The sequence below is a fragment of the Anaerophaga thermohalophila str. Valhall genome (genome assembly GCF_000250735.1).
Taxonomy (GTDB): domain Bacteria; phylum Bacteroidota; class Bacteroidia; order Bacteroidales; family Marinilabiliaceae; genus Anaerophaga; species Anaerophaga thermohalophila_A.
In genome coordinates this window covers 43,282-59,194 of sequence record NZ_AHZV01000350.1, presented here as the reverse complement: position 1 = coordinate 59,194, position 15,913 = coordinate 43,282, and the positions used below count along the sequence as shown (strand labels likewise).

The 15,913-nt window shown below is 40.2% G+C and carries 8 protein-coding genes; all 8 read right to left on the bottom strand.

What is annotated here, in order from left to right; translation table 11 throughout:
- Window positions 1-28: 28 nt before the first annotated feature.
- A complete protein-coding gene (locus OQ5_RS0118155; RefSeq protein ID WP_026055393.1) occupies window positions 29-904 on the bottom strand; it encodes a LamG domain-containing protein in 876 nt (291 codons plus the stop codon).
- Window positions 905-912: 8 nt separating this feature from the next.
- Window positions 913-2,196 carry a family 43 glycosylhydrolase gene (locus OQ5_RS0118150; protein WP_026055392.1) on the bottom strand — a complete coding sequence of 428 codons (1,284 nt, stop codon included), beginning with the start codon at window positions 2,194-2,196 and terminating at the stop codon, window positions 913-915.
- Window positions 2,197-2,262: 66 nt separating this feature from the next.
- Window positions 2,263-4,140: a DUF4859 domain-containing protein gene (locus OQ5_RS0118145; RefSeq protein ID WP_016778853.1), complete on the bottom strand. Its 1,878-nt coding sequence runs from the start codon at window positions 4,138-4,140 to the stop codon at window positions 2,263-2,265.
- Between the two features lie 174 nt (window positions 4,141-4,314).
- Window positions 4,315-5,313: a DUF4859 domain-containing protein gene (locus tag OQ5_RS0118140; protein WP_026055391.1), complete on the bottom strand. Its 999-nt coding sequence runs from the start codon at window positions 5,311-5,313 to the stop codon at window positions 4,315-4,317.
- 208 nt (window positions 5,314-5,521) lie between these two features.
- Window positions 5,522-7,195, bottom strand: a complete 1,674-nt coding sequence (locus OQ5_RS0118135; RefSeq protein ID WP_016778851.1) for a RagB/SusD family nutrient uptake outer membrane protein — start codon at window positions 7,193-7,195, stop codon at window positions 5,522-5,524.
- A 19-nt stretch (window positions 7,196-7,214) separates the two neighbouring features.
- Window positions 7,215-10,286, bottom strand: a complete 3,072-nt coding sequence (locus tag OQ5_RS0118130) for a SusC/RagA family TonB-linked outer membrane protein (protein WP_016778850.1) — start codon at window positions 10,284-10,286, stop codon at window positions 7,215-7,217.
- A gap of 563 nt (window positions 10,287-10,849) precedes the next feature.
- Window positions 10,850-14,887, bottom strand: a complete 4,038-nt coding sequence (locus tag OQ5_RS0118125; RefSeq protein WP_016778849.1) for a hybrid sensor histidine kinase/response regulator transcription factor — start codon at window positions 14,885-14,887, stop codon at window positions 10,850-10,852.
- A 194-nt stretch (window positions 14,888-15,081) separates the two neighbouring features.
- Window positions 15,082-15,894 (bottom strand): twin-arginine translocation signal domain-containing protein, encoded by an 813-nt coding sequence (locus OQ5_RS0118120; protein WP_016778848.1) that lies wholly within the window; start codon window positions 15,892-15,894, stop codon window positions 15,082-15,084.
- Window positions 15,895-15,913: the final 19 nt, after the last annotated feature.

Below are 15,913 nucleotides of genomic sequence, written 5' to 3'. Positions count from 1 at the left end.
TTAAAAAGATTTTATCGTATTGAATAAATTATTTATGCTTTTTCTTCTTGTATTTCTGTGGTGCTGTATCCATCATTAATTCTCTAACACCAGCTGCCACTAATGACTTATCGAACAACTTAATCCCGGCAATATATCCCGAAAAATTTTCCAGCGGCAGCCCGGAACCACCTATAACGACCGGCCCGTTATTAACAAACAGGCTGATTGGCTGCTCTTTTACCGCTTCTCCGTCAACATAAAGCACTTCTTTCATCCCATCGAAAACAAGTGCAATGTGATGCCATTCCCCTGCAACAGGCACATTTTCATAAGCTACATCCACATATCCATCGCCATGAGCAATGGCACCATAGTGTCCGGTTCCATACATCAGAGCTGAACAAGACCCCATAAGCATATTCTCCCTTGAAGTCCATGTTATGATGCATTCATTTTCTCCAACTTCTGGATTTTTCACCCACGCCGCGACAGTAAACGGTGCATTCCATGACATACTTCCCGGGGCATTTTTGCTAAGTTTCAAGACCCCATCTCCTTCAAAAACAAAAGCTTTTATGCCATCTTCTTTTTTTACCCTCACCGGGGTTGTTGGTTTAAAATATCCACCTATTGTTCCCTCATTCTTTACTGAATCTGCAATCATGCCTGTTTGGTGACTACCTGCATCCAGATTTACAATACAACTCCGGGTACTTCTCTTACCGGGACCGTTTGATATTTCGGGATTCTCGTAAGAAGGCACATTAAAAAGAGAATCGTAGATTTCCATTTCCCAGACTGCTGCGAACAAGCCTGTCTTCTCTGTTCCTGTAACAGTAAGCCGGACATACCGTGCATCCACATCGTTATCATCTATCATTGGTGATCCCGAGCGTCTATTACCGGTCCTGTCAGTAAACATGGACCAGGTTACACTGTTTTTAGAAATTTCAATTTTATACTGATATAAAAAGTCGGATATTCAAAACGGGTCATTATCCGCTTAATATTTCTTATTTGTCCCAGATCAATCACCAATGACTGGGGTAAACTGGCCGAAGCAGCTTTCCACAATGTACCGTTATTATTGTCGACGGCATAACCAGGACGATATTTGTGATCTATTTTCCCATTGGAAAAGCGAGTGGCCTCCGACACTAAATGGTAAAAAGACGATGCAGAAATAGAAGAACTACTGGCCAGGTTTTCAGAAGGAATCTGATTGTCACCCAAATATCCAACACCTTTATGTGTAGGATTAATTTTATTTATGGTACTATCGTTTTGAAAAAACATCCGGTCGGCACACACCTGACGGAACATACCGCCGGTACTGTGAGGATTGTCATGCCGATGATAGACAATATAGTAATTGTCGTTTTCTTTCAACACAGAATGATGCCCCGGACTATCAACCGTTCCATCTTCAGAAGATTTTAACAACGGCGAATTGTCGCCATAACGATACGGCCCATTCGGATTTTTACTTACAGAATAATGAACAGCATACGAACTGAGGCGACAATCACCTGAAGAATACATCAGGATATATTTATCGTTTCTTTTTAGCGGATAGGCTGCTTCGAAGGCATTCGGAACTTGTTTCATAGGTATCCCCCCGCTTCTGAGAATGGTTGTCATATCATCCGGGTCGATCTCCGCCCATCCCATTCCATCGAATAGATGACACCATGTACCAAAATAACTATAAACCGAACCGTCATCGTCTTTCAAAAACTGAGCATCAAGAGCCGGCAGCTCTTTTAGGCCGGTACCGACTTCAATAACGGGTTTTCCTGCATTCACAGGCTTCCAGGGGCCCATTGGCGAATCAGACACGTATCCGTAAATATTGCAACCGAACTGACAATTTCCCATGTAATAATAAAACCGACCATCGTCGCCCTTCTGAACATCGGGTGCCCAAACATTTGTAAGTCCTTCGGGAACATCCATATCCATCTCATAATTGAACCAGTTTACAAAATCCTTACTGATCCACACCTGTGGTTCTCCCGAAGCCAATTTTATTCCATCAGTTGTAGCATACAGGTAATAAGTATCACCAAATTTTTTGATGGTTGGATCAGCAAAATATCCTGGCAAAATGGGATTTCCTGCATCAGGTGAATCAAAAGTCATATCCTGAGCGTTCATAAAAATACACCCTGATATCAAAATCAATGACGCAAGCAGCTTCTTCCAATTAATCATTAACTTAGAATTTTAACATCTAATCATTATTACATTATAAACGCCCAGGAGCACTCCGAATGATTATCACTCTATTGTGACATTAAAAACAAAAGTAGCCTGAACCGATTTATTCGTTTCATACTCATATACCAGGGCCTGTCGGATTGTATACTCATCACCCACAGAACACTGATCGGGATATTGCCCTATTGAAAAACTGAAATTGGATTCATCAAACTCAGAAAACAATCTGGCTTCAGCGCCCCATTCACAAACACTACCATTGGCATTGAACCAATGTCCGTAGCCATTTGCAGTGGTATTGGCATTCAGAGTGCCATCGGGTTCAACCGCATAAAAAGAGACATCCTGGCCCAGTTGACCCGAAATATCTCCGGGCTGAAGGACAAAAGCTTTTGCCAGATCGGTCAGATCACTGCCTTCGATGGTAACAGAAGTTCCGGTGTACTCAGATGAATTAAAAGGGAAGCTGATATCATAAGTTAACTGAATATCTTTTGGTGTTTCAGAACCATCAAATGCAATATTCCCGTAAATATCCGTATTTGAAAATTTCACTTTATATGGCCACTGGTCATCATTGGAATTATCATCATCCCAGGCATGGGGGGAATAGGTATTCGGAGCACCGGTTACTACAAACCATAGTTTGCTGCAATTTTCAGGAACTGTAAAATCAACGATATTTTCTGTACCGCTATTCATTTCTCCATAAATCCGTGTTCCGTCAGCCAGCAAAGCCACATATCCGTAACGCCATCCAGCTCTGTCGGGGGTATCAACCTGATTGAAACCGGATTCATTTACCTGACCTGTAAATTCAGTGGAAACAACACTCCCGGCTTCAGGCACATTTAAAGGAATCACATTATAGCCAGTGGTTCCGGGACAGCGGTCATAAGCTACCTGATAACTCCCATCATCCAATTCATTATACTTAAATGTTTGTTTTCCGATATAATCCTCTCCCATTTCCCGAAGGGCATCAAAATCCCACGTTACCGATTTCGTTGCGGCCTCATAAATTTCGTCATTAAGTTGCGAAACGGAAATATCGGTTATTTTCATGTAGGTCTGAAGAGGATCTTCAGGTTTTTCAGCTTTTCTCCAAAGCTTTCCAATGATATCGATACCATGCTTTTCAGCCCAGTAATAATGAATAAAATAACTGGCATATCGATAATCTTCATGACACAAATGGCGATGATAATTGTCGCAATAAACCGAAAAATGATTTGAATTAAAGACTTCTTCAGGATAACTTTGATAGGCCTGCCATTGAGCACATTGTTCCCAAAAAGCATTGCCATCGTTTCCGCCAAAACCGTAGCGATATCCGGCAGTTCCGCCCAGATCACAATTCACCTGATACTGGAAACTATGCCCGATTTCGTGAGCTATTGTCGAACCTACAGGCTGACAGGTATTCGGACTTAACCATAAAGCACCGATAACGTCATCATATCCGGCCCCTGTTGCATTCCATTCCTCCTGGCAGAAAAGGAATATCATCATTTTGTACTCATCAAGGTTGGATTTTCCTACTCCTACTTCAGCGAATTTTAGTTCATTGACATTCAGATCATAAAATTCTTCAGCCTTTTCCAACAAATCATCAATATCTACACGGTAAGTTTCCGGCACTTCAGATGAGCCCGGATCTTTGTCGCCATATCCTTTTCCCCAGAACACAATAAAGTTTTCCGACTCCCGGCTCCGTTGATAACACCACGTACTGTTTTCGTCGTTGAAATCTATGTCACTAAATTCCTGAGGGATGTAAATATCTTTTGTGTCGGTTTCATCGATAATTTCTTCCTCTTCTTTATTAACCAGTTCCTGTTTATCATCACTACAGCCGATAGTAGTAACAAAAGAAAACATCAGAAAAACAAAAATTGAAAGATATAATATCGGATGATGAAAGTTTATTTTTTTCATAGCTTGTTGGATAATCTTGACAGAAACCTAAAGTTAGAGAGAAACTTAAAGATAAATTCATTCACAGATCATTATTCCTGAGATCACCGCAGAAAGAAACTGCGGTGATCAATCAGGATAATGTTCTCATTAGAGATAAAAAACTCGAACCAATCTATTAATTGTAAAGATAATTTACTCCAATGTGGCAGTAATAATGAAACGAATAAACTTCATCTCATCAGTTGTATCTCTGAATCCCAATCTGATTTTGTAGGTTTCACCAGCTGATAATGCAGGTGCTCTGCCGATATTTAAAACACCGTCACCGACATTGACCTCAGCGTATAAAGTAAAACCATCATCCCCCCAGGAACAAACCTCGCCATCAGCATTCATCCAATAGCCGGGGGGATTAGCCGTATAATCACTTGAAGTATCCCATTCTCCGGTTTCGTTGTCTATTACATACAAACGAATAGTACCACCTTCGTTACTATCGAGATTGGCAAGGAATTCATCTACAGTTAATCCCAAATTATATTGTATCACATCGGCATAATCGTAAAGATTAATTCCTGCTGCCGCATAGTCTCCTTCAGGAATACTAAGATTTGCAAGAATCAGTGACGGATCAATAGTGGCAACATTAAAAGTAAAGCGCACATAGTCGTCATAGTCAGGTCCATTCAAAGCAAAACCAACATTGAATGAAAAAGAATGACCCGCTTCGGCTTCATCAGCCACATCGACAATCAACTGCTTTGCATCCTTGTCAATATCAAGACTCGCAACATAATCTTCACTATCGGCCGATAAACCACCGGCAGAATTATAGTACCATCCGGTGGAGCCTTTAGTCGGCTCTGTCTTATCCCAATGCCCACGGGTAACGTTGATGTTATAGAATACTACGCTCCCGTCACTCAGTCCGTTAATAACTTCATCAACGGTCATATTCATTTGTTCCTGGAACAGGTCTGTATATTCTTCCAGATTTACAGTTTGTGCCTCATAACGCCCAACTTCAAATTCCATATCATTGGTAATAGTAGCTCCTACGCCCGTTTTGAGGTATGGATTCTCATCTTCTCCATACACATGCTTACTTGTTGCATCCTCAATACTATCCTCGCAGGAGTAAAAGGAGAAGACCAGGCAACTCATTAGTATATATAATAATTTACTTTTCATATTAATCTTTTTTATATCAAAATTAAATTTGACTATTTATTAATGTCTGTCCATAAAGTACCATTAGCTTCGTTACGCATACTGCCAAAATACTCATCCCAAAATGTCGGGACTCCGTTTTTAGCTGCTTTGCAAGCCTTTCAATTGGCGTTTTTTGAACAGACACACATAAGGTGAAAATTTTTGTGCGTTTATAGACGAATACTTATTAATTTCCGTAACCAGGATTTTGAATAAGATTCGGGTTTCCGTCCATAAATTCTTTGGGTATGGGGAAGATATCAGCATGATTGTCTGAAGGATCACCTTTAGCTTCTTTACAAAACCATGATTTTCCATTATATACATTCTGATTTGTACCTTCTATTCTAAATCGCACCAAATCCTGACGGCGATGGTGTTCGGCAACAAATTCCCATGCAAGATCATCTAACAAACCCCCTAATTCGATGTCTTCTCCACCTTCATTGGTTGTAATCCAAACATCTTCTTCTCCCATTTTTCCCTGGTTTTCACGGTAGCCGTAATCATAAACGCTTCCGCCCTTAAGTTCTTCGACAGTACGTACTGCTTTGGACGGATTGTCTTTAAAGGCTCGTTGACGCACCTGTGTTACAAGAGCAGCTGCATCTTGTTCTGATTCCCCTTTATAGCCGCCCAATCTTAACAAACACTCAGCCTTTATCATATAAGCATCAGCTAAACGGAAAAAAGGAACATCATCATAACTGGTACCAAAATCGCCTGGAAGAATCTCGTACTTTGTTAAACGTGCTCCTTCGAAAGGATAGCAACCAGGATTATCAATACTGTGAAGTTCTTTTGTATAAATTAATGGTTCTCCGTCAACCATTATTGGATTTCCATTCTGATCGTATTGTTGCCCAACAGTCCAGCAATCATTAAAGCGACTGTCATCTTCATCATAAGTATCAAGGAATTGCGGTAAAGCAGCACTTCCACCGGTTGCCCAGCCATTAAATCCCCAGACAGCTCTTCCGGCAGTATGTATCCATTTGTTGGCGTAATAATTGCCAGAAGCATATTTCTCTTCGAAAGGAATGCCAAAGATAATTTCAGGTGATCCCGATATATCTTCCTTAAAGTTATCGGAATAACTGGGTGCCAATGAGTACTTTCCACTACTTATTATTTCATTGATCTCGTCAATGGCTTTACCATAGTATGAGTTATCCGAATGATCGTTGAACCATGCATTATGATTCAAATACATTTTAGCCAGAATCATATTAACGGTATAATCGTTAATTTGCCCCATACCGTTATCTTCACCTACTTTACCTTTGATATCTTTTAATTCACTAATAATAAAATCCCAGGTTTCCTGCGGCTCTGCCTGATCAGGCAACCATCCTTCCGGATGATTATAGGTAGTATCCAGCGGAATATTCCGGAACAAATCAAACAAGATGTAATAGTATAAAGCACGGTAACCTCTCAACTGAGCAACTGCAGCTTCTGAATCCTGCACAGACTTAACGGCCAGAAGTTTATTACAGGCATTTATGCCTGCATAACCATAATTCCATTCCGTCCAGTAATGTCCAATCTGAGAATGGAATTCATGTTTATGCATGGATACATAAAGATCACCCCAGCCAATACCTATACGATAAGGGGTACACCAAAGATCGGATGATTCAGCCTGAATATCGCAATAGCCGTTCCATCCCCAATAAAGGTTACGTAAATTACTGTAGACAGGGGCAAACATACTGGCTGCATCCTTTTCTGAAAACTCATACTTTTCTGCAGCGATGGTATCATAAATGGTTTCATCCAAATCAGTACAACTACTGAAGGAAAGCACAAATACGCTTACTACTGCCACCACGATGGATATATATTTATTCACTTTCATAGATACAAAATTTAAGATTTTAAAATGTGACATTTACCCCGAATGTAAATGAACGGACTACAGGGTATTTATCTCTCCAATCGATTCCCAGTGAACGTACATTATTGTTGGAAAGTTCGGGATCCAGCCCATCATATCCGGTGATACAAAATAAATTATCACCCGAAGCATAGGCACGAATCTTCTTAATATAATTGTTTTCGCCTACAGGAATGGTGTATCCAATCGTTAAATTGGTAAGTTTCAGAAAGTCACCATCTTCCAGGTAATAACTAACGATGGTTTGTTTTTGTGAAGAAGACAAAGTATACTCGCCTCCATAAGGCGGCTTCTTTACTGATCTCAAGCGATTATAGGCAATAGAATTGTTTTCATAAAAAGCGCGTGGCTCATTCAATATTTTAAATCCTAACTGGCTGATCATTTGAAAACTTAAATCAAAATTTCCGTAACGGAATGAATTGCTCCATCCCAAATTCACATCAGGCATTCCGTTGCCAAGATACTGACGATAATCATCATTGTTAAGCATATTGTCAGTAAACTCTTCGGCTTCTCCGGTTTGAGGGTTTTCAATTAACCAAAGCCCGTTCTCGGAAACACCTACAGATTTAAGTCCGAAAAAATTACCAAGTTCTTCACCTACCTCCAGACGTTGTGTAGGGATGGTAATGGGTTCACCTAACCAGGCTTCATCCTGCTCATTGGCAGTTTCATACATATCATTGGATAAACTCAAAAGCTTGTTGGCATTATGTGAAGCAGTTAAAGTAGTATTCCATTCAAAATTCCCGGCTTTCACAGGTGTGGCATTAATGGCAACTTCAATACCTCTGTTTCTCATTTCTCCCACGTTTGCCAACGTTTGAGGATACAAATTCGGAGGAGTAGGTACATCAAACCACCAGAGCATGTCGGAGGTTTCTTTATTATATACATCAATAGACCCCCCCAAACGATTCTCTAACAAACTAAAATCTAATCCAATATTATACTCTGTAGATTTTTCCCACTTTAAATCAGGGTTCGGATTGGAAGCTACTTCTAATCCGGGCATCCATTCACCATCTTCGTAATAGTAAGAACTACCCAAATTATATCGCGTCAATGACAAATAAGATGAATTGGGAATAACACCAGTAACACCAACGCCTGCACGCAACTTCAGATTATTCAACCATTCTAAACTGCTCATAAAGTCTTCGTTACTGATAGTCCATCCCAGTGAAGCAGATGGGAAATTACCCCATTTATGATTTTCTCCGAATTTGGATGAGCCTTCACGACGGATACTGATCAATGCATTATATTTGTCAGCATATCCGTAACTGATTCTTCCAAAGAATCCGACCAGCTTGTTATCATTTTTGTAACTACCCATTCCTGCTTTACCTTCTTTCAGAGCAGCACCAACAGACAAATTATTATACTTAAAAAAGTCAGTTTGAAAATCGTAGTTATTAGCGTTGAATCCCTGATTCAGGTTATACTGATAACTATAGCCGACAAGCGCATTCAAACGATGATCATTAATTCTTTTGTTATATTTTGACGTAAGCTCAAGATTATCCGTTTTGCTGTCTGATTGTGAATGATAAGCATAACCGGTATGATTATCCATCTTCTGGCTGTAATATTTTGATGTATAATATCCTTTATCATGGGCATTTGATCTACGGGTAGCCAACATCAAATTGGTTTCCCACCCTTCGACAGGCTCGAAAATAATATTCCCGGTAATACGTGTCCACTCGGACTCGTAAGTACCTTTTCTTTCCTTTATCATTCCCACAGGATTGTAATAATAATTGACCTGGAAATCCTCGTAGTAGGTTCCGTCCTCATTCCAGATTGGTTCTGTCGGATTTCGGATAATGGCCTGCCTGTAAATATTAGATGCTCCGTTGTTACTGGCATTGGTAGCACTGTTTTCATGAAGTCCTTTTACAATATTCAGGTCCACCTTTAACATATCATTCAGCATCCAATGGGATATATCCAAATTCAACCTCATCTCTTCATTATAGGTATCTATAATAACCCCTTCTTCATCCCTGTAATTAATATTTGCTGAATAAGTTGTTTTCTCATTTCCTCCGGATATGTAGAAGTCATGATTATGAGTAAAAGCTTTACGCGTAACAGCATCCAGCCAATCTGTATCATATCCCTTATCCTTAAAGTCAGTCAATCCCTGACGTATTTCATCAGGTCCCATGAAATCCAATGTCTTGCCAAACTCAGACATCGACATATAACCTGAATAACCAGCACGTGTATTTGTTTCACGTCTTCCCGATTTAGTGGTTATGAGAATAACCCCGTTAGCACCACGCGTACCATAAATTGCAGCAGCTGATGCATCCTTCAGAACATCAATTGATTCAATGTTTTCGGGAGCAACTGTCCCAAGACTTCCTTCAACACCGTCTATTAAAACCAATGGCGTGGAACTACCTTCCAGCGATATAACGCCACGAAGCCTTATAGTAGACTCAGCGTTTGGGTCGCCTGTTCCTTTTGAAATTGTCAGTCCGGCAATTTTCCCTTTTACCAGTTCCGCAGCATCTGAGACTTTCCCCTGAATAAAATCTTCAGATTTGACACTTGAAACGGCACTGGTTACATCTCCTTTTCGCTGGGTTCCATATCCAATCACCACTACTTCATCAAGTCCGTGCACCTCAGGTTCCAGGGATACATCCAATTGGGTCTGATTCTCAATCACAATCTCCCTGGTTTTCATCCCAACGAAAGAGAAAACCAGGGCTTCAGCCTCCTGCGAAACCTCAATTGAATAATTACCATCCATATCGGTAATTGTTCCCTTACTGGTACCTTTTACCTGAATAGTTGCACCAGGGATAGGCTCTCCATTTTCATCAGTTACAATTCCGGTAATGGTTCTCTCATCCTGCTGAAATAAGTAATGCGTTTCAATAACACTATTATTTCTTTTTCCACTATCATCCGGATATTCTTTATCCTGATGATTGTCGGCAAACATGTGAACTGATCCTGCCACGAGTAGTAACACGGATATTTTCACAATCATTAAGGTTCGAATCACCGTATAAGACTCAAGTCTCATACAATTACATTTCTTTTTCATAGACAACTCAAATTTTTATTTATTTACAAAACACTTCCGGGTCAACAACAAATAGACCTTACTTAATTTGTAAATCAAAGGTTCTTTATTTGGAAGAGGTTAACTATAACACATGTGTAAAAAACTTACACAAATGTGTAAAATCCTTAAAAGCGCTGTAAAGACGAGTCACTTGATACTCATTTTAACATTTGCCTGACAAGAAATATCCGCCCGTAATCTCTACTTTTTACAACCAGAAAAGCTGTTCTATTCCTAACAGGAAGTTGTATTAATGGCGAATTTTTTTAACATTAGTTTGGAAGAGGAAAAAGAGGGTTAGACAGAAGATGGTTAGAGGTTAGTAATCGACAGGCAGAAGTTTGCCAGGCAGAAGGCAGAAGTGTTAAGTTTTGCAGATAAGAATTTTGCCGTTAGTACCGAAAATTGGCCTGATAAACAAAAATCCAACTCCGCAAAACAAATGATTGATATAGAGTGTTTTGTAACTTGAGTCAGATAAAAGATATTAGATTTTAGGAGCTTTATATGGTCTTGAAAATCTACCCTCCATAATATTCTCTTGGTGATTGACCGTAAAACTCTCTGAAGCAACGTGTAAAATATGCAGGACTGGAGAATCCTGTCTCATAGGCAGCTTCAGTAATATTACATTTACCGGAACCAATAAGTTTTGCGGCTTCTTTCAGGCGTATAATCCGGATAAATTCAGTTGCTGAGCAGCCGACAATTCCTTTAAGTTTTTTGTGGAGCAATGACCTGCTTACACCAGTCTCATTGATTAAAAATGTTACATCGAGTACTTTGCAGCTAAGATTATCTTTAACCAGGTTTGTCAGTTTCTCAAGAAAAATTTTGTCCGACTCGGAGCACTGTAACTCACCTGTTGAAAAGGCCGTATCATCACGAAAACGGTCAATAACACGCTGACGGGTATTTAATATATTCTCGATAACCTGTACAAGAATATCCGGATAGAAGGGTTTTCCAATGTAGTAATCGGCCCCTGTCATCAGACCTTCCAGTTCATTCTTAACGCCCGATTTGGAAGTAAGTAAAATTACCGGGATGTGAGAAGTGTTAAGACTGGTTTTGATCTGTTTGGTAAAGGTTATTCCGTCCATAACCGGCATCATAATATCGCTAATAATCAGGTCCGGATTAAATTCCTCAAGCTTATCCAGTGCTTCCTGTCCGTTAAAAACCGATTCAACAAGATAATTATCTTCCAGGATTTCGTTCAGAAACTTAACCAGTTCAACATTATCCTCCACCAATAAAACCGAAGGCTTCCCGGTACCAGAAATTAACGGATCGAAACCATTAATAGGTGATGGACTTTGGACAATCATCTCCGGCTCGTGCCTAATATCAGTATATTGTTCCTTCTTGTTTACAATTTCATCTTCAGAAAAATCGGACAGTGACGCCGGGATGGAAACAGTAAAAGCAGATCCTTCACCAGGCTTGCTCTCAACATTAACAGTACCCCGGTGGAACATAACAAGACTCTTCACATAAGCCAGACCAATTCCTGAGTTGAATGATTGACCATCACCATCATCCACCTGAAAAAAACGGTCGAAAACCTTGTCGATCATTTCAGGCTCAATACCTTTACCTGTATCGGACACACAAATGCTCAAATCCTGTTTTTCTTTTGCGAATTTTCCACCTCTTGGCTTAACATCAACAGAGAGCTCGACTTTTCCTCCTTCGCTCGTAAACTTAAATGCATTGGAAAGCAGATTAATGACAATTTTATCAATCTTCCCGCTATCGAACCATACTTCTGGCGGATTGTCGGGAACAAAAACGGAGAATTCAATATCACGTGCATCTGCCATCTCCATGAAAGAATCTGCTATATCCTTTGTTAAAATGGAAATATCGTGACACGAAACTCTGAGTTTATCCTTTCCGGTTTCAATCTTCCTGAACTCCAACAACTGATTGATCAGATGAAAAAGCCGCTGCGCATTACGCTCTATCCCGGTGAGACATTTTCGAAGTGCAGGACTCATCTTTTCTTCATTCATCAACCGGTTAAGGGGGCCGATAATCAATGTTAAAGGAGTTTTCAGCTCATGCGAAATATTTGTAAAAAAGTCCAGTTTCACCTGGTGGATTTCATCAGCATGTTCCCGTTCCCTTCGTTCAAGCATTAACTGGGCTTTCGACTTCTCTATATTCTTACCCACTCTTAAGACCAATATTGAGAACAAAATGGCCACTAAAAAATAGCTGACAAAAGCGCCTCTGGAGAGCCACCACGGAGGACGGACAATAATCTGCAATACCCGTCCACCTGAAGCACTTCTAATATCGCCCGATGAGGCTTTGACATGAAAATAATAAGTTCCCGGACTCAGGTTTGTATAAGTAGCAAAGTTTCGGGTGCCAACATAATTCCACTCATCCTCAAATCCTTCCAGATAATAGGCATACTGACAACGACCAATAGCCGAATAAGCAAGAGCTGCATATTCAAGAGTCAGAACATTTTGATCGTAGTCCAGTACAATTTTCTCCGATTTGTTTAATGATTGTTTCAGCCTGCGATCCTCTGCCGGTAAAACATATTCATTAAAAAGCTTCATCCCGGTAAACATAACCTGCAGATCTTTGCGTTCCTGCCTGGGACGATCCTCGTTGAAAGAAACCATCCCGTTATTGCCGCCAAAATATATATTCCCTTTGCTGTCGATGAATGATGCCCTGTAGTTAAACTGATTAAAAGGTATTCCGGAGTTACTGTCATATAATATATATATTTCCTCTTCAGGCGAAAATCTCACAAGACCTTTATCACTGCTTGCCCAAAACCATCCATCTTCACCTTCTTCCAGACTAAAAATCCAGGAAACCGGAAAACCGGTCTCTTCGTTGAAAAACTTTGTTCTCCCGGTTTCTTCATTGTACCTGCAAAGTCCTTTATAACAGTCGCCAAACCAAATATTTCCTTCCGAATCGGTTTTCACAAAGTTGATGTTATTCATCCCGGGAACTTTATCGAAGGTAAATAGTGAGTCGCTATGCGGAATATAACCATAAACGCCGGCAGCAGAGGTAAACCACAGTTTGCCGGACGACCTTGCCATGCTCTCGAACTGGAAAAGGCCCAAAGCATCGGACTTTAAGGGTGTAAATTTTTCGGTTGTTCTATCGTAAATAACGATTCCGAGCGAGGTGGATATGTAAACAGAATCTCCGACCGCCAAAAAAGAGTATATGGCATTCGATGTAAGACCTTCTGTGTTTTCCGGGGTAAGAAACCTGATATCGTTGGTTTTGGTATTTAAAACGTTAATCCCTCCTGTGTATGTTGCCATCCATAGTTCATGTTCGGAAACAAAAAGGAGATCGTGAAGATTGTTGTAAGATAAATGAGCGGGGCCTTTATCTTCAGCATAGTGAGTAATGACGCCGGAATCGCGATCATATTTGTTAAGTCCGTTATCCTCAAGACCGATCCAAAGATTGCCTTCCGAATCTTCCGTCAGACAACTAACAACATTACCTCGCAACTCTCCATCGCCCAAGCCGGGATTCCATGTCCTGAAAAAGCTCTCTTTATTGCTCCAGAAGTTAATGCCTCCAAAATAAGTTCCCAACCACATATTTCCCTCTGTATCGCAAAAAACGTCATATATCGGATTACTATTCAATCCGGTTGGATCATGCAAATCAAAACTATGCAACGACAGATGTCCTGTAACCGGGTCGTGAATGACCAATCCGTCTTCACTGCCGATCCAAACACGCCCCTGATGGTCCTCGGTAAGGCAGTGCACCAGATTATGGGGTAAATGATAAGGCTTCTCCAGTTTTTGCGAATACACCCGATACGTCCCTGTGGGTAGATGAAAGCGTACCAGACCGTACTCAAACATTCCCAGCCAGGCATTTTCTGCTGAATCGATAAAAAACAATGTGGATTGCTGGTCACCTAATTCTTCAGGAACATCATAGCTCTTAACAGCATCCCTTTCCTTGTCAATGACAACAATTTTCCCATTATCCGTCAGAATAACAATCCTTCTACCGGATTCAATTAGATTATTAAACCCCATCCTTTCCGGAAAAGAAACTGATGCAAAAACGGATTCAATAGGTTGCTCATTTCCTGTGGATGCATTCAGAAAAGTTATTCTGTCAGGCCGGCAAATCCAAAAACCACCTCTGGAAGGAACAATAGCAAGGACAGATCCCAATTGATTTAAAAGAGAATAAGGACGAAAACACTCCTGATACTCATCGAAGAAATAATATTTTTCTTTTATGGTACGGGTAATCAGAAGAGAATCAAAGGCCAGAAAAAGTCTATCACCGAAAATCCGGACTTTTTCATCAGCATTATCATAAGCAGGGAATTCCTTAAACGCCTGCCCATCAAACCGGGTTACTGCAGCCCTGGTTGCAAACCAAATGAAACCGTCGGCATCCTGAATGATGCTTTTTACATACGATGATGGTAAACCATCTTCATTTGTATAATGAACAAATTCTGGAGAATTAATTTCAGACTTAACCAGTGTTGCCAAAAAGCAGAAAAACAACAACCAAATCAATCGATTCATACACGTCTCCTAATAAACACCATTGAAATACAAAAAACATTCCTGAAAAAAGTTAAGATTTTAACGTGTAAGAATCCGTGTTTAATAAATCCAACACTCAAATAAACCCATACCGTATTTCCTGTAAAGATTGTTGAAATGTTTGTATATCAACATATTCTCAATTTTTAGATATCACAAATATAAGCATATTTTCAAACCACAACATCTCCCTTTCCTGGTACATAAAAGTCTTCTTTTGCTAACCCGCATTCATTTGCAACCCTTTTACAATAAGCCAGCCGTCCCGCATTCATATTTCGTGAATCGGAACCAAAGGTAAATTTCAGACCCTGCTCTTTACACATCAGAATGAATTCTTTGTGTGGCGTATGCGACATATCGTTGATCTCTATAGCAATATTACTGGCTTTGGCTGCCGATATAATCTTTTGCATTCGTTCCTGTGTCCAGAGTTTGTAATAATCGCGTGCAATACAAACCGGCAGAAAAAGAGGCCACCCAAAAATATTCAGTGGTTCATTCTCTAAAACAGAGATGGTATAATCCATATAGCGACGCATAAATTCATCGGTATCCTCCACATAGCATGACAATTCGTAAATGCGCTGAAATCTGCCTCGTCCAAGTGGAATGGTTTGGGGATCCATTAAAATATAATCCAGGCTTTTTAATAAATCGGGAGAAAATCTTTTTGTCCAGTTGGGAGTCATTGGTTGAAGTCCGACATAAACGGGATATTGCCGAAGCTTATTGATATAGGCTTTCAGATCGGCATCATCTTTGATTGCCCAATCAGCCGGATGTTCTACGACTCCAAACCTAACACCTCTTTTTTCAGAAAGTTCCATCAGATGGTCGATGGTAAAATCCCTGGTAAGATGAACGTGCAAGTCTGTAAGAGGGAAATCAAACTTTTCTCCGGAAGCATTGCAACTCCAGAGGGAGGGCATAGCCATCAGGCCACCGGCAATGCCGGCATTCTTTAAAAATGTTCGTCGATTCATAGTATAGAGTAAATGATAA